The sequence below is a fragment of the Parabacteroides timonensis genome (assembly GCF_900128505.1).
Taxonomy (GTDB): domain Bacteria; phylum Bacteroidota; class Bacteroidia; order Bacteroidales; family Tannerellaceae; genus Parabacteroides; species Parabacteroides timonensis.
Window position 1 is genome coordinate 1,465,646 of sequence record NZ_LT669941.1, and the last position, 25,857, is coordinate 1,491,502.

Genomic DNA, 25,857 nt, shown 5'->3' on the forward strand with positions numbered 1-25,857 from the left:
TAAAACAAGACAGTCTTTATATATTCAAAGGGGTTAAAACCCACAGAGGAATCCGGCAAAGCCGGAGCATTAATCTATCCGTCAGCTGAAGCAGACGGCAAAAGAGAGCCTGCGGCATGAGGCGTTGCCTCATAAAAAAGACTCAAATATTGTTCCTACTTGAAGCTCACCTTTTTCTAATTCCGATCACGAAGCCCAATTGTCAATTAAAAAAGACTCACCTTTTCCTAAATATAAACTATATTTTGGTGAGATTGCCCTGTCTGTATTAATATAATTGAAAACAATTTCTATCTTTGTAATACTATTCATCGAACAAATAGATCAGATAGAATAAGGCTAATACAAACCTTAAAAGAGAATTAAAATGGATGCAAATATGAGACTGGATGCAGATAAAATAGAATTAGCGAAAGCAATCCTATCTATCACAAGTAAAGAAGAACTTCATGCCCGTATCGACCACTCTATTGCAGAGTTAGATGCAGGAAAAGGTATTCCCAGTAGCGAGGTTTTTCATAAAATGGAACAAAAATATCCTTGGCTATGCAAGTAATATTCCCAATTATTTCAACCTATTCACCCGCGCCACATCCGTCAGCTTCACACAGACTGTTGCGCCCAGTTGCTCCAGGAAGAGCATGAGGTGGTTCTTTTTTATCTTCTTTATCTTTCCGGAAACATGCCGCATCGCACCGGTTAGAATCTCTACCTCCTCACCCGGGCAAAGTTCATGTTCGGCAGCCTGTTCCAGGAACTCTTTAATGGCATCGATTTCGACCTGGCGGACAACTGCCGGTTTGCTGTTATAAAAAACAATCCGGATAACGCCGTACACCTTCAATAAATCGCGTAAAACAGTATCCGTACACCTGACAAACACATACGAACTGAACAAAGGTATCTCGACAATCTTCACACGATCCGACCATACACGGGGAGTACGATGCAAGGGCAACCAGCATTCTACTCCCAACATATCTATTCGTTCTTTTACTTGCTTTTCGGCGCGTGGAGCCGTATATAAAACATACCAGTTAGTATCTTGAGGGGATATCATCGACATTTTCTTTTATTCAGGGCACAAATATAGAACTATTTTTCGTATTATTGCAAAGCTGTTCGCGAACACATAATTTAAATACCATGAATAGAAGAAATTTTTTACAAAAGTCCGCATTATCTGCTGCCGGACTAAGTTTATCGCCATTGTTCGGTAGCGCATACAGCGCTGTCTACGGACAAGCGGCTCCCAGTAATAAAGTAAAAGTAGCCCTGATCGGATGCCGTTCGATGGGCTTTTCCAACCTCAGCAATTTCCTGAAATACCCGGAAGTGGAATGCGTCGCCCTTTGCGATATAGACGACGAATGGCTGAACAAACGGGCTGCCGATGTTGAAAAAAGCACCGGTAAGAAAGTCGCTAACTTATACAAAGACTGGCGTAAGGTCATAGACAACAAAGACGTAGACGTAGTAATCATCGGGACTCCCGACCACTGGCACTGCCTCCCTACAATCTTTGCCTGCCAGGCCGGTAAAGACGTATATGTTGAAAAACCGCTTTCCAACACCATCGAAGAATGTAACCTGATGGAGAAAGCCGCCCGCAAATACAACCGTATCGTACAGGTAGGCCAATGGCAACGCAGCGATCCGCATTGGGACGAAGCGGCCAACTACCTGAAAGCCGGCAACATCGGCCGTATCCGCACCGTGAAGGTATGGGCTTACCAGGACAGCAAACCTACCCTACCCATCATACCCGACAGCCCGGTTCCCGCAGGAGTGGATTACGACATGTGGCTAGGCCCGGCTCCGAAACGTCCGTTCAACACCTATCGTTTCCATTATAATTTCCGCTTCTTCTGGGATTATGCCGGCGGCCTGATGTCAGACTGGGGCGTGCACCTATTGGATTATGCCCTCGAAGGCATGAACGCCGACCTGCCCAGCCGCGTATTCTCCGGTGGCGGTAAGTTCGCCTATCCCGACGATGCGATGGAGACTCCCGATACCCTGATGGCCACTTATGCTTATAAGGATTTCAATATCATCTGGGATCATGCCTGCGGTATCAACCACGGCCCGTTCGATAAGAAAGAAGGACTGGCATTCTTTGGCGAAAACGGGACATTGGTACTCACCCGCGCCGGCTGGGAAGTGCTGCCGGTTGTGGTAGACAAAACACCCCGTATGGAGGCTGTCCCGTTCAAAAAAGGAGAAGGAAAAGGCTTGTACAACCACGTAGGAAATTTCCTGGAATGCATAAAAAGTCGTGATTTGCCCAATGCCGACATTGCCATCGGTGCACGGGTAGCCAAAATGTCGCACCTGGCAAATATATCATGCCGTCTGCAACGCGAAGTTCGCTGGGACGATACCAACAGTCTGTTTATCGGTGATAATGAGGCTACTGCATTATCAAAAGCTTACTATCGGGCTCCCTGGGTATTGCCCAAAATATGAAACGACAGGTCTATATTATACGAAAGCCTTGAAATTCTTTTGATAATCAATATTTATATGTACTTTTGTATTTAATACAACAACATATAAACTTCGTAGACCTATATGAGCAGCGCATACACTAACTATTCAAGAGAAGAGTTGATCCGTGAAATTGAGATCTTGAAAAAGGAATGCCCTTCTTCTAGTGATGGTGATTTATATAAGAACCGGATGCTGACTGATATGATCGCATTACGGAAAACACTCTCCGATGTACTGTCGCTCTTACTGAGGTCGGAACAAAACGAAGCCATCGACCAGGCTCTATTGATTGTCCTGAAGTTTTTCAAAGTAGACCGCGTATATATAGGCATCTTCGACGATGAAAAAAATATGGTAGACTTCACGCATGAAGTGACGCACGAAGGTGTGGTCTCCATGCGTGAAGATCTGTTGCGCAAGTTGTCGATAGAAGATATCCCCTGGTGGATCGAACAGATAAAAGAGAATAAGGATGTCATTATCCCCGATGTGGAAATAATGCCCGAGGAAGCTGCAACCGAACAACATCTGCTGCGTTTGCAGGATATTGTCTCCCTGTTGGTCCTTCCCGTGCTTCATCTAGGAAAAGTCAACGGATTTATCGGACTGGATTGCGTGAAGGCCCACCGTGCATGGAATGCCATAGACGTGGAGAACCTGCGCATGCTGACCGACATCGTCTCCATTGCCATCGAACGGGAACATGCACAGGGGATGATGGAGAACTCCATGAAGCAGGTGCTGCAAAGCGAATCCAAATTCCAGATCATATTCGACAAGTTACCCTGGGGAGTAGAGTTGTATGACGAGAAAGGAAACCTGCTCGACCTGAATAACGCAGACCTTGAAATATTCGGAACCACGCGCGACCAAGCCATAGGATTAAACGCTTTCGAGAATCCCAATATTCCGGAATGGGTAAACGATAAACTGAAAAAAGGAGAAGATGTAGCTTTCACACTGTGCTATAACTTCAAAGCGGTTTCCGATACAGGCTACTACCGGTCGACCGTAAAGGATCATGTTAAATATTTACAGGTAAAAGGTGTTGTATTGAAAGATAAACAGGATGTTATCTTCGGATTCTTTTATATCGTGTTCGATGATACGGAAAACTATCTCAAAGCGGAGCAGACCCGGTATAACCTGACTAAGCTGAAAGTTGCCGTCGATACCGGCGACTCTATCATCTGGGAATATGATGTGGCTTCCGACAAACTGAATGTAGATTTCAGCCTGAATGAAAATATTACCGAGAACAAGCTATTATCCTACCTGAGCCGGGAGAACCTGAACTACCTGCAGGACTTTGCCGGCACGTTGCATCCGGAGGACTTCGACAGGGTGTACAACCAGCAGTTCAAAAGGCTACTCAATGGTGAAATAAACAGTTATGCGTCCGTGTACCGCCGTATCCTCGACGGTAAAACATACTGGATCAATTCGAATGTTCGCTCTTACAAGCTGAACGAAGATGGTACGCCCAGCAAAATAATAAGCTACACGTCCAATATCACCAAGCAGCGGGAAAAAGAGATCGAACTGATCAAGGTAAAGGAGGCGGACAAACTTAAATCGGCTTTCCTGGCAAATATGAGCCACGAAATACGTACCCCCCTGAATGCTATCGTCGGCTTTTCCGACCTGATAGCGGAAACGGAAGATAAGGAAGACAGGCAGGCATACCTGGATATTATCCACAAGAACAACAACCTGTTGCTCAACCTGATCGGGGATATCCTGGACTTTTCTAAAATAGAATCGGGCACTTTGCAGTATAACATAGCACAAACGGATATCAAAGAGCTCTGCCGGGAAATACACCAGGCAGAATCACTCAAGATGACTTCGGATGTCCAACTGTTGTTCGACGACAAATTACCTTCCGTCATCCTCAAGACAGATCCACAGCGGGTGATACAGGTGATTACGAACTTTATAAACAATGCAATCAAATTTACTTCCGAAGGCAGTATCACCCTTTCTTATGCCAGGAAGAGAGGCTTCCTTAAAATAAGCGTCAGAGATACCGGTATCGGTATCGCCGAAGAGAACCGGAGCCGTATCTTCGACCGTTTTATCAAGATAAACGACTTTAAACAGGGTACGGGACTCGGCCTTACGATCAGCAAAATGATTGTGGAAAACCTGGGGGGCAGTATCGGGGTAGATTCGGCACAGGGAGAAGGCTCTACCTTCTGGTTCACACTTCCGCTTGAACAGGACAATGAAGATATATCTGAAATACCGGAGGAAGAAGAAGCACCTCTCCCACTGCCCGTAGTCGAAAAGCCTGTTTCCAAAAGGAAAAAGGTACTGATCGCCGAGGATGTTCCCGAAAACTATTTCCTGCTGCAAACGTTGTTCGGGAAAATATATGAACTATACCATGCCTGGAACGGGGACGAAGCGGTAGAGATGTACCAGAAGTATGATCCCGACCTGATCCTGATGGATTTGAGAATGCCGGTAATGGATGGCTTCCAGGCAACCCGCATCATCCGTGAATTGTCGGAGACAATACCGATCATCGCACTGACAGCGTTTGCTTTTGAAAGGGAAAAAGAGATTGCCCGCGAATGCCGTTTTACGGATTATGTGGTCAAGCCGGTCGATATTAATAAATTAAGGGAGTTGGTTCACAATACATTATATAATAGATAAGGCAATAAAAAAGAATAAGTAAGGTAACAAAAAAGCCGGTTGAAAAAGAATCAACCGGCTTTTTATTTATACTGTATTTCGATTATTTCGGCATCGGAGCAGCAGAAGGCGGAGGTGTTGCAGTACCCCATGCCTTATTAGCCCGCGGGCCCATTTCCAATTCCAACAGACCACCCTGAGCGATATCGCTGTGCTGGAACCAAGGCTGGTTCAGTACTTCACCGTTCAATTTGGCCGACTGTACGTACTTATTCTCTTCGGAGGCATTGTTTGCCTTGATCTCGAACGTATTGCCATTACCCAGGTCTACCTTCACATCGGTAAATACCGGGCTACCTATATTATACGTAGGTGAACCGGGAGTAACCGGATAAAAACCCATCTGGCTGAATACGACAAATGCCGACATTCCACCACCGTCTTCATCACCCGGAACACCCATCAGGTCGTTGCGGAACCACTGGTTCAATAGCGTACGGATACGTTTCTGCGTTTTCCAGGGTTGGCCGGCGTAGTTATACAGATACGGGATATGCAAACTAGGTTCGTTCGCCATCGAGAACATTCCCACGTTACCGGTATGGTCAGGCAGGAAAGAATAAAAACTCCATTTGGACATTCCCAGCGGTTCGTTGAACATAGAATCGAGAGCCGAAGTGAAGACTTTGTCGCCACCGATCATAGAGATCAGGTCGCCGATGTTATGCTGTACGTCCCAACGATATATATAACCGTTGTTTTCGTCATAATAATCGCGTGCTCCCAGGCCGCCGTCGTAACGGTAATCCATCGGTTCGATGAATTTGCCGTCTTTATCCTTCGGATGGAAGAAACGGGTTTCAGGGTTGAACACATTGCGGTAGTTGTACGACTCACGCAGGTAATGCTTTGCTTCGTCTTCCTTACCTAATTCGGTCGCAATCTGTGAAAGACACCACTGGTCGTAAGCCGTACCTAAAGTAACGGCAACAGGCTGGCGTTTTTCCCAGATAGAAACATTCGCTACTGTTTCTTTTTCGCCGGGTTTCAATGCCGGGATATATCCGTGTTCCTTATAGAACTCGTCGAGCCATCCGGCAGGAGCTGCCGACCAGGGGATCAAGGTCTTTTCTTCGATACCTTTCTTCGAAGCTATATAGGCTTTCTCCAGGTCGAAACCGCGTACGCCTTTTCTCCAGGCATCGATCACGGTAGCTACGGCATGGTTGGAGTTCATACGGCGGGAATCGCCGGTTACTTCGGGGAAAGTAGGCATCCAGTTAGTACCCATCTGTTCGGCCATCAGCAAGAAGGAGTTGATCATATTGCTTTCTTCCTCGTTGTCGATCAAGATACGCAGCGGATGAGTGGCACGGTAAGTGTCCCAGATCCAGTCGTCGGTATAGAACGGGCGACCGCCGTCTTCGTGTATCTTTCCATCGAAAGCGCTGTAATAACGGCCGTCTTCACTCAGGTTGACCGGACGTTCGTAGCAACGGTAGAGAGAAGTATAGAATACGATCTTGTCGTTATCTGTTCCGCCTTGTGTCTGGATCTTGCCAAGGGCTTCGTTCCAGTCGTTGCGGGCAATCTTGGCTACTACGTCGACATCGTAAGCGGCAATCTCGCGTTCGAGGTTCTTCTTTGCCTGTTCTTCGCTGATAAAGGAGATACCGTAACGAATACCCAATTGCTTGACATCGTTGCCGTAAGCCAACACCAGGGCGGCGTCTTTTCCTTCCACGGAGGTTTCCCCGTACTTCACGGTGCTGCCGTCGAGCGTGCCGCATTGCTGCGGAGTTTTGTCGGTTTCGGCATAAAGGTAGACCTTGGTCTTCCGGTCGACGAACTGATAACCGCTGATGTTCTTGCCATCGCTCATCAACTGACCGTTGCGGCTGTTGAATACCAGATAGGCAGGCCCTTCCCCTTCGAAGGTGATATTATATACGGCACTCTGGTGAGACGGAGCGTAATCTACGGCGATATTGTTATCATCCAGATATACCTCGTAACGATACGGACGGATCTTTTCATGATCGTAGCTGTAGTTGATAACCGGCTTCAGTCCGGATGCTTCTCCCTGATACGGGCTCAGGTTAAAGGCGGAACTTCCACGGTGGCTGGTCACGATAATAGGTAATCCGCTTAACATATCGCCTGTAAAGTCGGCACGCTCCGGATAAACACGGAGCATGCTGTTAGGTAAATGTATCGTCGGATAGGTAGGCACCAATAAGTGGCTGATATTTCCCATATAAGGGTTCACATAATCTACCGGGCTTTTCTGTGGAGAGACATCGCCTCCGGCTGCACAAGAGGCCAGCAGAAATACGGAAGCCAATAGGGCCACACCTGTTTTAATTTTCTTGTTTACATTCATATACCTGTCTGTTTATTTCTTTTTTGACTTTGCAGCCGGAACCAGCTTCTTAAAGTTCTCGTCGTTGACAGAGAATGAATAAGGAAGGTCTTCCGGGTTAACGCCTCTGTTCAGGTTGGGTTTGTCGCCCATCTTGATATCGAGAACACCGCCTTTCAGCAGTTCGTTATGGTCGAGATAGTTCTTGGTATAGTTCACACCGTTGAACGACATCGACTCGATATAGATGTTCTTGTCGCTGTTTTCAGGAGCGTTGATCACCAGGTTCTTTCCGTTTTCGAAATGCAAAGTTGCTTTCTTGAACAACGGAGCACCCAAAACATACTGTGTCGTTCCCGGAGCTACCGGATAGAAACCAAGAGCGGAGAATACATACCAGGCAGAAGTCTGTCCGTTATCCTCGTCACCGCAATAACCGTCGGGAGTCGGAGTGTACATCTTGTTCATCACGTCGCGTACCCAGTACTGTGCTTTCCAAGGTTGTCCGGCGTAGTTGTACATGTAGATCATGTGCTGGATCGGCTGGTTACCGTGTGCATAGTTACCCATGTTCATAATCTGCATTTCGCGGATCTCGTGGATCACCTGTCCGTAATAGCTGTCGTCGAACAACGGCGGAACGGCAAATACGGAGTCGAGCATCATAACGAAAGAATCCTTACCGCCCATCAGGTCGATCAATCCCTGCGGATCATGGAAGACAGACCAGGTGTAATGCCAGCTGTTTCCTTCGGTAAAGGCATCCCCCCATTTCAACGGAGAGAACGGTGACTGGAATGTACCGTCGGCATTCTTGCCGCGCATCAGTTTGCTTTCCTTATCGTACAAGTTCTTATAGTTCATCGCACGCTTTGCATACAACTCGAGTTCTTTCTTCGGACGGCCCAGTTCTTTGGCGATCTGGTAGATACACCAGTCGTTGTAGGCATATTCAAGGGTACGAGCTGCGTTCTCATTGATCTTCACATCGTAGGGAACATAACCCAGTTTATTGTAGTATTCATGTCCCAGACGGCCGGTAGAAGAAACAGTAGGATGTACGTTTTCCGTTCCGTGGATCAGGCCTTTATAAAGGGTTTCCAGGTCGTCTACTTTCACACCTTTCATATAAGCGTCTACCAGAACAGAAGCCGAGTTGTTGCCGACCATACAGCCACGATGACCAGGGCTTGCCCATTCAGGGAAGAAACCGCTTTCTTTATAGGTATTGATCAGACCTTCCTGCATTTCCTTGTTCATAGTCGGGAACATCAGGTTCAGGAATGGGAACAGGGCACGGAAAGTATCCCAGAAACCGGTATCGGTAAACATATAGCCGGGCAATACTTCGCCGTTATACGGGCTGTAGTGAACCACTTTGCCTGCTGCATCTATTTCGTAGAATTTGCGGGGGAAAAGCAGGGCACGGTACATGCAAGAATAGAATGTGCGATACTGGTCCAGCGAACCACCTTCCACCTCGATCTTACCGAGCACATCGTTCCAGGCTTGTTTGCCTTTAGCCATCAACGTTTCGAAAGAGTCGTTACCCAGTTCCTTCATATTCACGGCAGCCTGGTCGAAGCTGATGAATGAAGAGGCAACCTTGGCATGAACGATCTCACCTTTACGGGTCTTGAAACCGATCACAGCTCCTACGTGTTTGCTGGTCTGTTCCTTTGCTCCTTCTTTCAAAGAGTTATCGGCAAAAGTAGCTTCATAAGTGAAAGGTTTGTCGAACTCTATAATAAAGTAGTTCTTGAAGTTTTCGGGTACTCCCCCACTGTTCTTTGTCGAATAACCGATGATCTTGTTTTCTTCGGGGATCACCTTGATATACGAAGCATTGTCGAGTGCATCGACAACGATATAAGAATGATCATTCTCCGGGAATGTGAAACGGAAAAGAGCGGCACGGTCGGTCGGTGTCAACTCAGTGATCACATCGTGATCTGCCAGGTATGCTTTATAATAATAAGGTTTTACCACCTCACTCTTATGTGAGAACCAGCTGGCACGTTTATCCTGGTCAAACTCGGGAGCACCTACGACAGGCATAATAACAAACTGTCCGTAATCGTTGATCCACGGGCTCGGCTGGTGAGTCTGTTTGAATCCTCTGATCTTATTGGCGGTATATACATACTGCCATCCGTCACCCATCTTACCAGTCTGGGGTGTCCAGAAATTCATACCCCACGGACGGGCAATGGCCGGATACGTATTTCCTGTCGACAGCTCGAAACTCGATTGGGTTCCCATCAACGGTAGTGCGTACTCTACCGGATCAAACGCTTCATTTCCTGAAGCAGCCATGGCGGGCTTTCCTACAAAAGCCAACATGGCGGCCAAAGCGAAAGCGCATACACTTTTTCTTTTCATGATTTAGTTTATATTTGGTTCAATTACTAATATATTCATTGATCTTTAATAGCACAAAGATAATCACTATTTTATAGCAGAAGAACACAATTAAAATTAATTGCGTTTGAATCTATTAAAGAAATACCAAGGTATACCGATAACAGATTACTTTTCTCCCCTATTATCAGTCAGAAAGGGAAAAAGGACGATCCTGCTCCGATATTCCGCGGCCGACAGCCGGAGTATCGCCCATTTGGTAACGGATAGTTCCTCCCTTCATCAAATCGTCATACAAAAGATAGTTTTTGGTGAAAGGTTGTCCATTGAATGAAGCAGACTGTATATAAACATTTTCAGCACTATTATTGACGGCCTCGATGACCAACTTCTTACCATTCTCCAACTGTATCGTCATTTTTGGAAAGACAGGGCTTCCTATCACATATTCCGTAGTGCCCGGACAAACGGAATACAGTCCCATAGCACTGATCACATACCAGGAAGATGTTTGCCCCTGATCTTCATCACCCGGATAACCATCAGGGGTCGAACTGTATAACTCGTCCATGACCTTACGAGCCCATTTCTGGGTCTTCCAGGGTTCTCCGGCATAATTATAGAGATAGATCATGTGTTGGATCGGTTGGTTACCGTGTGCATATTGCCCCATATTGATCATTTCCATTTCTGCCATCTCATGAATAACACGATTATAAGTACCCACCTTAAATGTATTCGGTACCGAAAAGACGGAATCCAGTTTAGCGACAAACGCTTTATCGCCACCGAGCAAACCGATAAGTCCTTTCACATCGTGGAACACCGACCACACATAATGCCAGGCACACCCTTCGGTAAACGGGCCACCCCATTCAGTCGGATCAAAATCGGGCAACCAGTTGCCATCCTTTTGTCTTCCACGCATAAACCCGACAGAAGGATCGAATACATTGCGGTAATTATATATTTGCTTTTTGAACAGTTCTTCATAAAAGGGTTGTCTGGTCATCTTTGCGAACTGCATGGCACACCAATCGTCGTAACAATATTCCAACGTTTTGGCTGTCGCTTCACGACAATCCGGATAAGGAACGTATCCATAGATAAAATAATCTTTCCAACCGTCACGTCCGTTGGCCGGGCCACCCGGTCCTTTGTTCGTTACTTCATGAAACATGGCCTCCATTGCATGCTTCGGATCGTACGAACGGAATCCTTTAGCCCACGCATCGGCGATAAGCGACAAGGCATGGTTTCCTATCATTCCTCCCTGATGGCCGGGGAATGACCAAGAAGGTAACCACCCGCTCTGATCGTAAGCGGTAATCAGGCTGGTTATATAATTATTATGGAATTCCGGATGCAGAATAGCATTCAACGGGAACTGGGCACGGAAGGTATCCCAGAAACCATTGTCGGTATACATCCGTCCTTTATGTATTTTTCCATCATACGGGCTATAATAGACCGGTTCCCCATTGGCATCATGCTCATAGAATTTGCGTGGGAAAAGCATGGAACGGAAAAAACAGGAATAGAACGTTGCCTTTTGCTCTTCCGTACCTCCTTCCACCTTTACTTTATTCAGCTGTTTGTTCCATGCTTTTTTAGCCGCCTCGCAGGTCTGTTCCAATGACTTCGACGAGCCCAATTCTTGTTGAAGTGTCAGTTCAGCCTGTTCATAACTAATATATGAAGAGGCTATCTTGGCCTGAACTTTCGATCCTTTTTTAAACTGGATATAAGCACCTACATATCGGTCTTCTGCTTCCATATTTCCGGAAGAGATCGAACCGTCGTCACCGCTCCATGTCCCATACGAAACAAAAGGTTTATCGAATTCGATAACAAAGTAATTTGCAAAACCGTCCGGTACGCTATGGTTTGCATTTTTGTTATAGCCGATTATCTTACGCTCTTCCGGAATAATCTGAACACGGCTTCCTCCATTATTCGCATCAACCACTACATACGAATCACCTGTCCCCGGAAATGCAAACCGCATATGGACACCTCTTTCCGTCGGGGACATTTCGGTCGTGATCTTATTCTCAAAGGTTACTTTATAATAATGTGGACGGGCAATCTCATTTTTGTGACTGAACTTAGCAGCTCTCTTGTATTGGTCGACTTCCAGCTTTCCACTCACAGGCATCAGAGAGAAAGCCGCATAATCCCGGGTCCATGAGCTACATTGGTGGGTTTGCCTGAACCCGCGAATGGAGTCTTTAAAATGTTGGTAGATCCATCCGTCACGATTAGGCCCAGTTTGGGGTGTCCAGAAATTCATACCCCAGGGTAAGGCAGTAGTCGGATAAGTATTTCCCCGGGTCAGTTCATGTTTTGAATTGGTGCCTTGCAAAGTATTCACATAATGTGTCAGATCAGGATCCTGGGCAGAAAGTTCCATACTTGTACCGACAATAAGGCATAAAGAAAAAAGAATATGTTTCATCATGTTATAATATTTAAAAGTAAAAAGCGAGGATATCACAAAATGAATATTTGCAATATCCTCGTCGTTTTTAATCCAGCCTAAATTATTCAGGACTATATTACCAACCTATAGATATGGCGATACCTTCCGGATCATTATCAAAAGTCAGAAAACAGGTTTTGCTCGTTTCGTCCCAGTTATAGGCGACATTGGCGGCTTCCTTTCCCGTAACTCCCGAAACCGTTATCTTTTCAGGCTTCTGCGGTAATAAGACACGCATCACATTCGTTGTGTTGATCGGGCTTTTAGCGACAAACGAATAAACATTTTTGTTTACTTTTTCATCATACACACGTGCTGCACCGCATAATACCTGTGGCTTACTTTGATCTTCTACCCGGTCTATATTTACCAAATAGGCTTGTTCACCCGGTTTTACTACTTTTTCACTCAGGACAGGCAATTCTGGATCAAACAAATCAATCAGTCTACCTTTTACGACATACGGTTCATTGCTAATCATGCCTTCATCCAGTACGGCTATTAAATCGTAAAAACCTCTTTCCAAGCTGAAGCTGTTCTTGAACTGAAGATTTCCGGCATTTGCTTTTTCTTCATACAAACGTTTTACCGTAGCCACATACTCTTTGTCGGCATCTGCTTTCAAGACAAACTCTTTCGGGTCCTGGCGGATAACGTAAACCGTTCCTTTGCCATAAGTATATTCACCCTCTTTGGCCTCTTTATCTATTCCCATCAAACCAAACAGGTGCTGAGAGGGTGTTTTATACTTTTCCGCATCCTGGTTCCACCATTCCTGTACCGACTGGAAAGGGTCCGTATCGCGTGTACTGTATACCAATACTCCTCCGTTTTTAACCCATTCGGCAATATACTTATGTGTTTCCTTTTCCAGAGGTTTCATATTGGAATAAGTCATCAACAATACTTTCGTATTTTTCCAGGTTTCCGGATAAGACACATTCTCGAGATGCAACAGATGTACAGGAACTCCCCGTTTCAGGAAAGGCAGAGCCTGACCGTAAAAATTGGATAACTGCGGATCGTCATAACCAGCAACCGGCTGGGGTGCCCGCTGGAACATTAACGAGTTGGCCATCAAGACACTGATACCGGAAGAACCAGATACCTTATTGTCGGATAAAGGCATATTATTCAGTGAATTGATCATAACCTGCATCTGGGTGGAGTAGAAACGCGGGATGCGTGCTTTCTCTTCACTGTTGGCACTTTTGCGATATAATCCTTCATAAATACGGTCCGGCCAGGGCATTACTTCGTAGTTATTATTGTTCGGGTACAATAGCTTGGCTGTAAAGGTTGCCTGATAATTCTTCTTATAGTCTGCCCAGTCGCGAGGCCAGTCTTCAATCGGGTCGGTCAGGAAAAAGACCTTACGTCCGGTCGGGGCTGTCATCGATTCCATACAACCGTATTCCAGGAAGGCGGTTTCGAATACGCGTTCTTTAGCAACACCGTTGAAATAGTTAGGTTCGCGGGATGTCCCCGTCCATACCTGGGCGATATATCCATCCACACAAGGCAGAGAGGCCAGGCTTGCTTCCGGACTTACGATCTGCCACTGGGAATAGTTCACCAGCGAATGGGTAGGTACATAACAGCGCACATCCATTCCTTTGCTTTTTCCATATTCTTTCGCATAGGTGAAACATTCGTTCAATGCACGGTAATACAGGTGATATTTCAGTTTGTTGGAAAGATATGTATTCTCTGCCGATTCATGTTGCGAACGCCAGTCGAAACCATAATACTCTTTCCATTCCCTTTTGAAAGCTTCACTATAACCGCCACGAGCCCAGAATTCAGGTTCTTCCAGGTAAATGGCATCGATACCGGCATCGATCACCCGTTTAATATGTCGTTCCTGCATATATTTGATGAAGTTCATAGACGGAACGATGTAAGGTACCATATGCCCATGCCAGATCGTATCTCCCTTCATGGTTACCTGTCCTTCGTCCAGATGCCACTTGCCATCCCATTCTCCGGTAAAATAATCTTTATACTCTCCCCAGGCTATACCTGTCATAAAATGAGCGATATAACCTTTATCACGCCAGCTCTGCACACGTTGTTCAAAAGTCAATCCCGAACGTTTTTCCGAAGGATTACCTCCTACCCCATATACGATAGCGACATCCGCCCGTACATCGGTAGTCGGTTTCCAGGGTTGTCCGGTTTGAAAAGCTGTTTTCTCCCGTCTTTCGGGTTGATCGGTATTAGTCGTTTTCGGAGCTAACTGACAAGCTATTGCCAAGGAGGAAAACACAACAAATCCACTTAATAGCACTTTTACATTTGTCTTCATATTATTATATTTAAAAGATAACAAGGGGCATTTTAAGGTATGAAAGTAAAGGCGTATCCTTAAAATGCCCCATAAAAATAGATATTTAGCCTTACTTAGGCAAACTAAGGAAGCTTAATTTCTTTCACTTCCGTGTAATTATAACGTTTCGCACCGGCAATATCCTTATCGATACGGGCACCAACACGAATATACCAGGTACGACCGGTCGGTAGTTCGCCGGTAGTTGTCAGTGTAACTGTTTTGCCAATCATATCACTTACATCATCACCGGTCAGATGCTGATCATAGCGGTCATCGTAATTGTTATTACCTACATACGGACTAGAACCATTGATAAATAAGCATACATCTGATAAATCCTGCTGATAATCCGGGTTACTTGTACCACGTGTGATCTTCACCTGTACACTGATACTATTCCCATTAATTACAGGTTCTCCTACATATTCTACCCGCAGGAATGGATCAACTTCAAAATTTAAAGTAACCGTTCCTTTTATGTCCATTGTAACGCTTTCATCCGAGGTTACCTGTCCGTTACTATCGGTTATTACCAACGGGACAAATGCTCCCTGAGGTTCTATATTGTAGTTACCTTTAAATATTTTAGTATTGGTAAATGTACCATCCTGCTTCACATAGAAATAATACGGAGTCGGATTATCGCTCCAACTATATTCCAACAGTTTCATTCTGACACCATTTTCAGCGACTTCTGTCTGGAAAGGTTGCTGTGTATCCTTGTCGATTATCGCTCCCTGCAATGTCTCTTCCGGTTCATCGTAATTGTCAAATTTCTGACAAGATGTTCCACCTAAAATGGACAAACCGGCAATGAATAAATAAATTATTTTTTTCATGTTCTTCCTCTTCTTAAGATTAATAACCTTGATTCTGTACAATTCCGTCACTATTGATTACATCTGTCGGAATCTCTACATAATACCAGCGAGTATCAAATGTGTAACGACGGTTTTCTTCATCATAACGAGCATCGAAAAACCATTTGTCTGCTTTGTCTGCATAGAAAGGCATCAGGACACGGTACATCTTGTTGTTCTGTTCCTTATCCAGGATTCTCCAACGTTTCTGGTCCCACCAAGTCTTATTCTCAAAGCCAAGTTCCTTACGTCTTTCCGTACGGATAACATCCTTTGTCAATTCTGCCGTACCGGTAAGTAAAGTGGCACCGGCACGTTCACGGATCTCATTGATACAATTATATGCATCGCTCAGATAATTTCCGTCCTGTCCGGCTTCCGTCAATTCAAAAGCAGCCTCAGCACGATTCAATAAGACTTCTGCATAACGCAGTTCGATCCATGACTGCTCGGATCTGTTTTCAACAACCAAAGAGGCTTCCATATCAGGATTCAAATATTTTCTGACAGAAAAACCAGAGATTGCACAAGCACCATCTCCATAAAAACGTCCGCTAAGTCCTGCTGGATTCATCTTTTCTCCATTAGACAACTGGTATGCCGTCTGATTGTTACTTGAACTTGTTACAATCAGATCCTTACATTCACTTGACTCATATTTCGGAAGAGTTCCTTCTGCTATCAATGGACTGATACCTCCGGATGTTTCACCGATATATATACCACGCCAGATATCAACCGATTCGCCTTTAAATTCATCACCCGGCAAAATTACAGTTGCACGTAAACGTGGCTCTGCATCAGCAAAAAAGTCTGTCAGATTATCATATAATTGATATTTATTACCTTCCATTGTCTTTATCTTGCCGTTCTCATCTTTCGGGAATCCTTCGAACATTTCAACAAACTCGAGAGTCGGGCAAATATAAGAGGAATAACCTCCCACCATAAACTGGCGAGGAATAGCATAACAATCGTATCCATGAACCGAATTAGGATAAGAATACTGACGGATCAAAATATTCTCCGAACTGTTATCCTTGAAAAACATATTTACAAAATTCTCATATTGCGCAGTCTTGTCATCCGCTTTCCAATCATCCTTATATAAGGAAAAATGACCTTCCAGCAATTTAGAGGCATCGTATGCTTCCTTAAAATACTCCGTTGCTTTTTCAGCCGGAATACCGCACAAACGATTTCCGCTGTTATCGATCAGGGAGATTTCATTGTATTTAGCAATAGAACCGGCAAATAACATGGCTCTCGACTTAAGAGCTGCTGCTGCATATTTCGTTGCACGGCTGAGCTGATTCGTTTCCGGTAACAGGTTGTAGGCTTCATCCAAATCTTCTTTTATCTGCTGGTAAACAGCCTCTTCGGAAGAGCGAGGAACTTTCAGTTCTTCTATCGATTGTTCTGGATACTTCAATACTTCATTAACCAGGGGAACGCCTCCATAACGTTTCACCAGTGCAAAATAGACAAAAGCACGATTGAATAACATCTCTCCTTTCCATGTATTCATATCAGTTTCCGAGAAATTACCTTCATATTCCGGCAAGGTTTCAAGGAAATAATTAATATCGCGGAGAGAAGTATATGCATCATTCCAGTATTTTGTATTCTCCGATTGTGCACCACTCTGGTCTCTATTGATAGCTTCGCCATCAACGACGCACATGGGAGTCAATGTCCAGAAATTAAATAAGCCACGCTCAGGGGAATAACGGAAATCTTCCATAGGCATACCGCTATATACCCTAGCCAAATAACTGGTAATACCATTTTCCGAACCAAATACATCTTTATCCTGTACAACATTCATTGGAGGGATATCCAAGTCCATACAAGACGGCATTCCACAAGCCAATATCAAACCTAATATATATTTTGAGATTTTCATAATTATCAAATCAATTAAAATTTAACATTTACACCAACAGAGAATGTTCTATTCAAAGGATATAAGTTTCCGTAACTGTCGTTACCGGAATGTTCCGGGTCGAATGGTACACCTTTTATTGTAAATAAGTTATAGCCATTGACATACAAACGCAAATTCTTGATGCCGCTTTTTCCAATCCATTTCTGAGGGAATGTGTAGCCAAGTTCTGCACTTTTCAAACGTACATAGCTTGAATTGTGAACATTATAAGCTGAATATTCGTCTGCCAACGTTCCTGTATAAGCATATTCGCCACTTACCCATTCTGTAGAAGGATTATAGGGATCGGCTGTCGGATCAACCGGATGCCATCTGTCCATAAAGTAATCCAATGCATTTGAATAGTCATTTCCCCACATCGGTTCACGTAATTGTTCGATATAGCGGTTGTATTGCATGGCTGCTCCCTGGAATAACAAGTTCAGGTCAAAACCTTTCCAATCAGCACCGATATTCAAACTGAAGTTAATCAACGGACGGTTTTCATATCCGATCGGATATTTATCCAAATCAGAAATAATACCATCACCATTCCAGTCCAGATACTTGTAATCACCCGGTAAAGTAGAGTAACCAGCATAGACATTACTATTGGCAATATCTGCATACGAGGTATAACGACCACCGTCTCCATATCCCCATACTATATTCTGATAACGCTGATTCGTATTGTTTCTCCAGTTTTCATAAGAGTTGCCTGAAGCACCGCGTTCTATATAAGTATCTTTGGTACGGACATAAGAAAAGATTCCTTTCAGGTTATATCCGAAATCACCGATCCTGTTATAATGCGATATTTCCAGATCGAAACCTTGTGTAAAATCTCCGTTCAAGTTTTCCTGAGGAAGAGACGCACCCACTACGGTTGGCAAACTTGTTGAACGGGTAGCCAATAGTCCGGTACGTGTACGGCTGAAATAATCGACAGAAAGTCCTAATAATCTGTTCCATGCATCCAGATCGAATCCGACATCGAATGTCTTGGCGATATACCAAGTTATATTCGTATTTGCAATACCTTTATTTGCCGTAGAATTTACGTAAGAACCATTAAATACATATCCTCCGGGACGTTTGTTGTAATCGCCACTGGCCGGATAAGTATATCCGGTAATAAACTGATAGCTGGAAGCCGAATCATCCCCTAATTTACCATAAGAGGCACGGATCTTGGCATTATTGATAAATGACAACTTTGAATCTTTCCAGAAATCTTCTTCCGAAATACGCCAGCCGATAGAACCGGAAGGGAAAAATCCCCATTGCGAACCGGTACCGAACATCGAAGAACCGTCATAACGGAAACTAAATTCAGCCAGATATTTTGATTTATAGTCATAACCGAATTTACCTACCAATCCCATGTTTGCTTCCTGATACAGATCGCTATCTCCGGTACTCATATTACCTTCCTGATTATCTGTATTACCTGCAAACAACTGGTCCAGGTCTAATGCTAATTCGCGTTTAGCGAAAAAGTTATCGCCATCGCGACGTTGTCCTTCCAGCAAAAGTAAACCTGTTACATTGTGATCTTCATTAAACGTATGATTATAATTCAAAGATACCTGATACAACCAGGATTGTTTGGTATAATGTTCCCGACGGAAGGTGCTCGTTCCTTCACGTTCACGTGCAATGTATTCGCTGGTCGCATCATCATATTCATACTCGTTGTAGGTTCTCGCATAAATTTTATTATCAGCGATCTGATAATCATAGCTGAACATACCTTTCATCTGCAGACCTTCAATCCAGGGAACATCGTAAGTTGCCTGTGCCGATGTCTGGAACCATTTATTATTATACTTCTTATAACCAACCTGATCTGCATCCATCATGGCAACAGGGTTATCGCCTTCGATCCATCCGTAAAGTAAATAGTCAGGGTTATTATTTGCATAAATCGGCTGTGTGGCCGGTGAGCGTTGCATGGCACGGATAATCCAGTCGGAATTCTGATACGGCTGATCTTTCTGATCCATGATTCCACTCATATTCAAATCGATAGTCAATCTATCCGTTATTTTACTGGTTACATTCGAACGAACATTAAAACGGTCATAGTTCAAACTGTTGCTACGTAAAAATGACTCCTGATACAAATAACCGGCACTCATATAATAATGAGTTTTTTCGTTACCTCCACGAGCACTTAACGTATGCTGAGTCTGTGGGGCTAGCGGACGCATCACAGCATCGTACCAGTCGGTTCCTTGTTTCGTCCCGTTACGATATGCTTCTATTTCATCCAGGCTATAAAGTAAAGTTCCCCCATTGACATTATGCATGCTCTTTTCGTTCTTCAAAGTCATCCAGTCGGCAGCACTTACACTTTTGACAGCACCGGAAGGATTCTGCCAACCTACATTACCTGAATATTCGAGTTCGACGCGTCCTTCTTTACCTTTCTTAGTCGTTATCAGAACAACACCATTAGCTGCACGCACACCATAAATAGCCGCAGAAGCATCTTTCAGGACAGACATCGATTCAATATCATTCGGATCCAGACGAGTCATATTATCGCGTGGAACTCCATCAATAATAATCAACGGATCACCCATACCACGAATATCGAAGTTATTATTGAATGAACCCGGTTCTGCAGATTTCTGCATGACGCGAACACCCGGGATCTTTCCTGTCAGCATATTCTGGGCATTTTCATTTTTGGTGGTAATGATCTCGTCGCTCTGGATAGCAGAAACAGCACCGGTCAAGGTTACTTTCTTTTGTGTACCATAACCGACAACGACAACTTCGTCCAACTTCTGCGTATCTTCCAGCAGCAGAATATCAAAAGACGATTTATTACCTACCGGAATCTCCTGTGCCAAATAACCGATATATGAAATCTGAATAACAGCATTAGCCGGAACATTCTGGAGTATAAAGTTTCCGTCGATATCTGTTATCACTCCGTTTGTGGTACCTTTTACCACAACATTAGCACCAATAATAGGATCACCAAGCTGATCCTTTACAAGACCTGTAATTCTCTTCCCTTCCTGAGCTACAGAAGGTGTTGCATTACGGGTTAGAACAATGTAGTCATTCTCAAATGCAAATCGGACATCCGAGTCTCCGAAGACATCTTTCAAATATTGCGAGACTGCTTTTTTTCCCGTTTTTACAGAAATGACTTCGTCTACATTAACTTCGTTTTTACTATAAACAAACAGATAATCTGTTTGCTTTTCAACCTGATCGATGAAACTACCGATCGTTAAATTCTTTCCGTTGATATTCACCTTTGCATTTTGCGAACTGGTATTTGCCGCAAAAGAAGAGAATGCGCAACAGAGAAGAAGGAAAGCTGAAATTCTCATAATGCTTAGAAATTTCGGTTCTTTTTTCATAACTTTGCTTCGTTTACTTGTTAATACTTAATTTATTTAGTGTTAGCAACAGCCGTTGGATGCGGTAACATCCAACGGCTGTTTTTATATAAAAACTCAATCCGTCATAGGCTATTACTGATTTAAAAGGTTATACATATATTTATTTTTTCTCCTTGTTGTCTAGTCATGTTTCAACGTATTGTAATCTTATTCAGCTCTTCATCCTTCAGATATGAAAAATAATATATCTTCTGTAAAGTCTTCAAAACGCTTTCTATGCCATCCCTTTGGCGGAACTTACCGCTGAACTTGTAATTATTCAGCTTTCTGTTCTTTGTCTCTATGGTGATATCATAATAAAGCTCCAGTCTTTTGATAATATCACTGAAAGCAACATCATCGAAAGCATAAATACCTTCTTTCCATAATAAAAAGTCGGTATTATCCATCTTGCTTTTCACCAACCGTCCGTCTTTCAACTCCGCATAGTCATTCGGACTCATAAACATGGCAACCGATTCATTCCCCGACTTATAGAGTTTGACCGACCCTTCGATCAATGCGGTATTAAATTCATTTTTCCCTTTATAAGCAAAGACATTGAACTTAGTTCCCAGTACTTTTATATCCAGTTTTTCCGTGGAAACAATAAATGGGGCTTCTTCATTGCGGGAGACTTCAAAAAAAGCTTCTCCATCCAATTCCACCTTTCGTTCCTCATCGGCAAACCGGTTGGGATAACGTAAATGGGAACGGGCATTCAGCCAGACAACTGTTCCATCATGCAATTTTACCCGGGCACGCTGGCCCGGCGGAGTCGAGAATTCTTCGAAGGCTAACTGTTCATCGATTGCACTATCATGCCGATAATCCATTATAAGCCAGGTCGACAGGATAGCCATACAGATAGCTGCCGCATATCCTACCAGATGCCTGGTCAGGCCTACGAACTTCTTTTCCTCTTTTTTATGAGCTTTTTTGAATTGGATAAGTTTACCGACAGCTTTCATCTCATCGTCTTTTACGGGTAGTGAAGCCGACAAAGCACACAGATTCTGCGTAGACACGAACTCCTTGTGCAAATTCTTATCTGTTTGCATCAAAGAGAATAACTCTGCTTTTTCCTCTGCCGTTATATCCTTATTGAAATATTTAGTAATTAAACTATGCATTTTCCGACTTTTATAAGGGAGAGCGTTTAAAAATTTATTTTCCCCCAAAGCCGCCTAAAAAATAAATGTTATTTAACAAATATAAGAAAGAGTAATAAAGGTAGGTAGTCTTTCAGTTCTGTTTTTAGTTTCTTCAAGGCAATGGTCATTTGGTTCTCAACCGTACTGACAGAGATATTCAATTCTTCCGCAATTTCACGGTTTTTCTTTCCTTCAATACGGCTTTTCAAAAAGATTTCCCGGCAACGTTCAGGCAGTTTATTGATTGCCTCCGTCAATATCCGTTCGATATCCTCCTCTGATGTTAAAGTATAATTCAATGATTCGAGAGAAGACAATTTAGCTTTAAATTCCTGCTGAAACTCTTCTATGACCAAACGATGCCTTAAGTAGTCTAAACATTTATTTTTCACCAAACTAAAGAGATAAGACATCAGACTTATATGGATATCCAATACATCCCTTTTTTCCCACAACAGGAGAAAGACATCTTGTACAATATTTTCTGCATCTTCATCAAACAAAACATATTCTTTAGCAAAGCGATACATACGGAAATAATACGTCACATAAATCTTGTCGAAATTACTTCGTATATCTTTGACTAAAATATTTGTATTGTTTAACGGCATCTTTTTATATTGTTACATCTGTTACTTGTATAATGTAGATACAGCAAAGATATAAAAGATACTTGCACAATAAGAAGGTTCTTTAAAAAATTTCATTTATTAAAATTGATATTAATATCTTACAGATCTATATCCTCTCCTTTATGCCGTTCATTACTAACACTATTTTACATTATTATGGGAGATAAAACGCCTTTGAAAAAAAGATATATCTTTTGAAAACAAAAGACAGGACTTTTGAAGATAAAAGTCCTGTCTTTACATTTCAAAACACCGGTCTTTTTTAGACAGATGTCCGAAGGGGTATCCGGTTCTATTCCTGAACTTACCAGGAAAGCTTTATAAACTTATTTTCCCAGGGAGCGAACGTCGTTTCGGGAGTACTTTTCACTGGATCTCCTACTACATCGCAGACGGTAACTGCGGTAAACTTCACCTTATCGGAAGTGACGGCAAACGTTGCAGGCTTACCTGCTATTTCACGAAGCTGAAGCATAACGGCACGCTCGCCTTCCACTGGTTTCATATTTACCAGCAGAATATTATCGGGAACGATATTGAATACAGAGGCCGGAGAAATCGCTTTGTTACCTTTCGCACCTGCCGGTAATACGCGGGTCAAGAACGGGATACGGTTCTCCCAGGCAAAACGGGTGGCATAGCCTACCGAGTTGTCTTTACTTGAATTGATAAAGTAGCTCCATTGTAATTCACCCATCTGGTCGGCGTTAAAATTGGTCACCCAGTAATTGTTCATCGGCCAGGAATACATGTTGGTGGACTGGGGAACAGCGCCTGCTTTATACCGTCCGGTATTGATGGCTCCGAACTGCATCAGAGGTATCTCCGGACTTCCCATAACGACCTGCGACTCGTTGTTACATGCCGTTGCAAAGTTCTGAACGGTATACCAGTCGTTCGATGATCCGGGGATCTGATCGACACCCGCTTCGATGGTACCACCGGGTACGTCGAGCATGATCTTACCCTGGTTCACTTCAAACGGGAAAGAGATGTAGACCGCTTCCGGATCGGTCACCGCTTTCTTACGCAAACGGTAAACTATCTCGATCTTCTTATCTACATTAAACACACGGAACTCCACCATCAGGTTATTCGGTTCGCGTCCGGCAACCGTCTCACCACGGAAACGATAGGTATCCCAGATAGCCCCCTTCTCGTAACGTTCGAAACGAATACGCTCGGGACGACGACGTAGGAACTGAGGTTCACGGTATTGTTCCATCGGATGACGGCTGTCGATGATCTCATAGATAAACTCACCTAACTCCCACTCGGCATTCGGAGTGGTCAGCTCTTTATTCAGCTCTTTGTCGAACAATTTACTGATCGTTCCTTTACGAGGATTGAAGTCGATGGCATACCAGTTGTTTTCCACATGTGCCTTTTCCAATGCGGCAGAAGATACAATCTCCGGACGGGGCTCGTTCTTTACCTTAATATAGTATTGTGCATATCCCAAAGCTGGAACATCTTTTACGAACAAAGACCAATACGTTCCGTCGGAACGGCTTTCTGCCGGCTGGGCAGGGATAATATTACCAGCGGTATCTGTAATTTCGAATGCTTTCTCGCGGGGTAATATCTGATGGTCGATGTATACTTTGGCAATGCCGCTATACGTCCAGTTCAAGGTATTGAAAACAGCAACGGACGGATACTCGGCCTTTGGCACGAAAGACTGCAGCAATCCCATTGTTACTTCTCCCAGCAGGCCGGAATGGCGGTAAGCCTCCCAGGCATACGATTGTTTCAGGGAACGTTGTTCCCAGGTTTCCTTGCAATAGGCATCCCGCACGCTTTCGCTGTAACCAAAGGTGTGTTCGTCATAAAAGAGCAAGGCTTTGTTGATATCGTAAATCTGGTTATCTATCTGAGTAGGAAGTTTCGCTCCCATCATGCCGGCAAACGATAGACCGGCCTGGTTGGCTATGATGTCCGAATGAGTGATACGGGAAATAGCCGCTTCACGTGCTCCGGATCCAAAGCCGTCGGTCCACCAATCGGGCCATGCGCCACGGATGGTTTGTATTTTATCGGCATAGTTCGATTCCACCTCTTTGATAAACTCGCTGGCTACGGCCGTACGAAGTTTAGGCCATTCGTATTTCTCGTTCCATTTCATCAGCATTTCGCAACTCTTTGTCGAAGGGGGCGAGTTGTCAGTGAAATAACCGGAGTGTTGGGCGGCAACGATATCATACGGATAGTTTTTCGCTTCCATCTCTCCCAGATAATTCAGTACACGTTCCTCAAACTGTTCGAAGTTATCGGTATGGATACCGAAGAAGTTACCCTGGTTATAATGTTCGGCACAGTAGGTCAAGACCTTCTTTCCCGAAGGAGACTGCCACCAGAAGACGGTCGGGATATCGAAACAGATCAGGGCACGGTGACCATGTGTTCCCATATTGACATACTTCACACCGGCATCGGCAAAGAACTCGCTGAAACACCAGCCGATACCGTTCACATCGTTCTGCATGGCGACTTCCGCCTTCAAACCGGCATCACGGAATTGTTTCAGTGGATACAAGGAAGCAGCCAATGTCTGCTCGTCCGGCAGTTCGTCGAAGTTCAGATACATAGCAGCGAGTTCGATACGTCCTTCCGCTACCCGTTTCTTTAACCGGGCAATCTGTTCGGCCGGACGGCATTTCAGGTATTCGCTGACAGCCCAGGCGATCTCACAAGTCCAGCGGAACTTGGCGAAGTCGGGATAATTGTCGGTTGCATCGCAATAGTCGAGCGCATAGTCGATATAACGAAGGTGTTCCGCCAGAATCTCGGTCTGCGAACGGGTATAACCGATATCGGTATGGGTATGCTGTACCATATTCATCTGCCAGTGGCGGACTGGTTTCACATCTATCAGAGCGGACTCTTTTTCTTTTCCAACCGTTACCGTCAGAGGCAATTGCACTGCAGACTGCACAGCCGGTATCTCAAAAAAGAAGAGATTGGCACCATCATTCAGCTTCTCCTTTCGCGACTGGTCTCCCAACGTAAGTGTTGCAGTAACAGGTGCACCGCTATGCTTCACAGTTACCTGTACTTTCTGTACCGGACCTTTCGCCGTTTTATATAAAGCAGGGAAAAGATGAGTTTCGATTCCCGGAGGTGCAGTCGATGCACTCCACACAGCGGAGGACATTGTAAACAATGCCAGCCCAGCCAGGAACAAGTTTTTTAGTGTTTTCATAAGCA

14 protein-coding genes are annotated in these 25,857 nt (G+C 44.2%); 3 read left to right on the plus strand and 11 right to left on the minus strand.

Features of this window, described 5'->3' with window-relative positions; translation table 11 throughout:
• Positions 1 to 367: 367 nt before the first annotated feature.
• Positions 368 to 556 carry a hypothetical protein gene (locus BQ7394_RS13660; RefSeq protein ID WP_075557943.1) on the plus strand — a complete coding sequence of 63 codons (189 nt, stop codon included), beginning with the start codon at positions 368 to 370 and terminating at the stop codon, positions 554 to 556.
• A 9-nt stretch (positions 557 to 565) separates the two neighbouring features.
• On the opposite strand, the gene BQ7394_RS13665 is transcribed toward BQ7394_RS13660, so the two are convergent.
• Positions 566 to 1,060, minus strand: coding sequence for a UpxY family transcription antiterminator (locus tag BQ7394_RS13665; RefSeq protein ID WP_075560027.1), 495 nt, complete (start codon positions 1,058 to 1,060; stop codon positions 566 to 568).
• 86 nt (positions 1,061 to 1,146) lie between these two features.
• Between BQ7394_RS13665 and BQ7394_RS13670 the strand changes: the two genes are divergently transcribed.
• Both BQ7394_RS13670 and BQ7394_RS13675 read left to right on the plus strand, forming a co-directional pair.
• A complete protein-coding gene (locus BQ7394_RS13670; RefSeq protein WP_075557944.1) occupies positions 1,147 to 2,469 on the plus strand; it encodes a Gfo/Idh/MocA family protein in 1,323 nt (440 codons plus the stop codon).
• Between the two features lie 105 nt (positions 2,470 to 2,574).
• On the plus strand, positions 2,575 to 5,157 hold the full coding sequence (locus tag BQ7394_RS13675; RefSeq protein ID WP_075557945.1) for a hybrid sensor histidine kinase/response regulator: 2,583 nt from the start codon (positions 2,575 to 2,577) through the stop codon (positions 5,155 to 5,157).
• Between the two features lie 82 nt (positions 5,158 to 5,239).
• Here BQ7394_RS13675 and BQ7394_RS13680 read toward each other — a convergent pair whose 3' ends face one another.
• The 10 genes from BQ7394_RS13680 to BQ7394_RS13725 all read right to left on the minus strand — a co-directional run bounded on the left by BQ7394_RS13680 (position 5,240) and on the right by BQ7394_RS13725 (position 25,852).
• The gene (locus BQ7394_RS13680) at positions 5,240 to 7,519 is read right to left on the minus strand and encodes a GH92 family glycosyl hydrolase (RefSeq protein ID WP_075557946.1); all 2,280 of its coding nucleotides are present in this window, start codon (positions 7,517 to 7,519) and stop codon (positions 5,240 to 5,242) included.
• 12 nt (positions 7,520 to 7,531) lie between these two features.
• A complete protein-coding gene (locus tag BQ7394_RS13685) occupies positions 7,532 to 9,880 on the minus strand; it encodes a GH92 family glycosyl hydrolase (protein WP_075557947.1) in 2,349 nt (782 codons plus the stop codon).
• Positions 9,881 to 10,046: 166 nt separating this feature from the next.
• Entirely contained in the window at positions 10,047 to 12,317 is a 2,271-nt protein-coding gene (locus BQ7394_RS13690; protein WP_075560028.1) for a GH92 family glycosyl hydrolase, read from the minus strand.
• 100 nt (positions 12,318 to 12,417) lie between these two features.
• The gene (locus BQ7394_RS13695) at positions 12,418 to 14,649 is read right to left on the minus strand and encodes a hypothetical protein (RefSeq protein WP_087880603.1); all 2,232 of its coding nucleotides are present in this window, start codon (positions 14,647 to 14,649) and stop codon (positions 12,418 to 12,420) included.
• 104 nt (positions 14,650 to 14,753) lie between these two features.
• Entirely contained in the window at positions 14,754 to 15,512 is a 759-nt protein-coding gene (locus BQ7394_RS13700; protein WP_075557948.1) for a DUF3823 domain-containing protein, read from the minus strand.
• A 19-nt stretch (positions 15,513 to 15,531) separates the two neighbouring features.
• Positions 15,532 to 17,439 (minus strand): RagB/SusD family nutrient uptake outer membrane protein, encoded by a 1,908-nt coding sequence (locus tag BQ7394_RS13705; RefSeq protein WP_075557949.1) that lies wholly within the window; start codon positions 17,437 to 17,439, stop codon positions 15,532 to 15,534.
• A gap of 14 nt (positions 17,440 to 17,453) precedes the next feature.
• The gene (locus BQ7394_RS13710) at positions 17,454 to 20,813 is read right to left on the minus strand and encodes a SusC/RagA family TonB-linked outer membrane protein (protein ID WP_235848746.1); all 3,360 of its coding nucleotides are present in this window, start codon (positions 20,811 to 20,813) and stop codon (positions 17,454 to 17,456) included.
• Between the two features lie 203 nt (positions 20,814 to 21,016).
• Positions 21,017 to 21,997 carry a FecR family protein gene (locus tag BQ7394_RS13715; protein WP_075557950.1) on the minus strand — a complete coding sequence of 327 codons (981 nt, stop codon included), beginning with the start codon at positions 21,995 to 21,997 and terminating at the stop codon, positions 21,017 to 21,019.
• Positions 21,998 to 22,065: 68 nt separating this feature from the next.
• Complete coding sequence (locus BQ7394_RS13720; protein WP_082211920.1) at positions 22,066 to 22,629, minus strand: RNA polymerase sigma-70 factor; 564 nt, start codon at positions 22,627 to 22,629, stop codon at positions 22,066 to 22,068.
• Between the two features lie 325 nt (positions 22,630 to 22,954).
• On the minus strand, positions 22,955 to 25,852 hold the full coding sequence (locus BQ7394_RS13725) for a glycoside hydrolase family 38 N-terminal domain-containing protein (RefSeq protein ID WP_075560032.1): 2,898 nt from the start codon (positions 25,850 to 25,852) through the stop codon (positions 22,955 to 22,957).
• Between the last annotated feature and the right edge of the window lie 5 nt (positions 25,853 to 25,857).

Coding starts and splice junctions, on each gene's coding strand:
- BQ7394_RS13660 (WP_075557943.1), top strand. CDS start 368: ATGGATGCAAATATGAGACTGGATGCAGATAAAATAGAATTAGCGAAA.
- BQ7394_RS13665 (WP_075560027.1), bottom strand. CDS start 1,060: ATGATATCCCCTCAAGATACTAACTGGTATGTTTTATATACGGCTCCA.
- BQ7394_RS13670 (WP_075557944.1), top strand. CDS start 1,147: ATGAATAGAAGAAATTTTTTACAAAAGTCCGCATTATCTGCTGCCGGA.
- BQ7394_RS13675 (WP_075557945.1), top strand. CDS start 2,575: ATGAGCAGCGCATACACTAACTATTCAAGAGAAGAGTTGATCCGTGAA.
- BQ7394_RS13680 (WP_075557946.1), bottom strand. CDS start 7,519: ATGAATGTAAACAAGAAAATTAAAACAGGTGTGGCCCTATTGGCTTCC.
- BQ7394_RS13685 (WP_075557947.1), bottom strand. CDS start 9,880: ATGAAAAGAAAAAGTGTATGCGCTTTCGCTTTGGCCGCCATGTTGGCT.
- BQ7394_RS13690 (WP_075560028.1), bottom strand. CDS start 12,317: ATGAAACATATTCTTTTTTCTTTATGCCTTATTGTCGGTACAAGTATG.
- BQ7394_RS13695 (WP_087880603.1), bottom strand. CDS start 14,649: ATGAAGACAAATGTAAAAGTGCTATTAAGTGGATTTGTTGTGTTTTCC.
- BQ7394_RS13700 (WP_075557948.1), bottom strand. CDS start 15,512: ATGAAAAAAATAATTTATTTATTCATTGCCGGTTTGTCCATTTTAGGT.
- BQ7394_RS13705 (WP_075557949.1), bottom strand. CDS start 17,439: ATGAAAATCTCAAAATATATATTAGGTTTGATATTGGCTTGTGGAATG.
- BQ7394_RS13710 (WP_235848746.1), bottom strand. CDS start 20,813: ATGAGAATTTCAGCTTTCCTTCTTCTCTGTTGCGCATTCTCTTCTTTT.
- BQ7394_RS13715 (WP_075557950.1), bottom strand. CDS start 21,997: ATGCATAGTTTAATTACTAAATATTTCAATAAGGATATAACGGCAGAG.
- BQ7394_RS13720 (WP_082211920.1), bottom strand. CDS start 22,629: ATGCCGTTAAACAATACAAATATTTTAGTCAAAGATATACGAAGTAAT.
- BQ7394_RS13725 (WP_075560032.1), bottom strand. CDS start 25,852: ATGAAAACACTAAAAAACTTGTTCCTGGCTGGGCTGGCATTGTTTACA.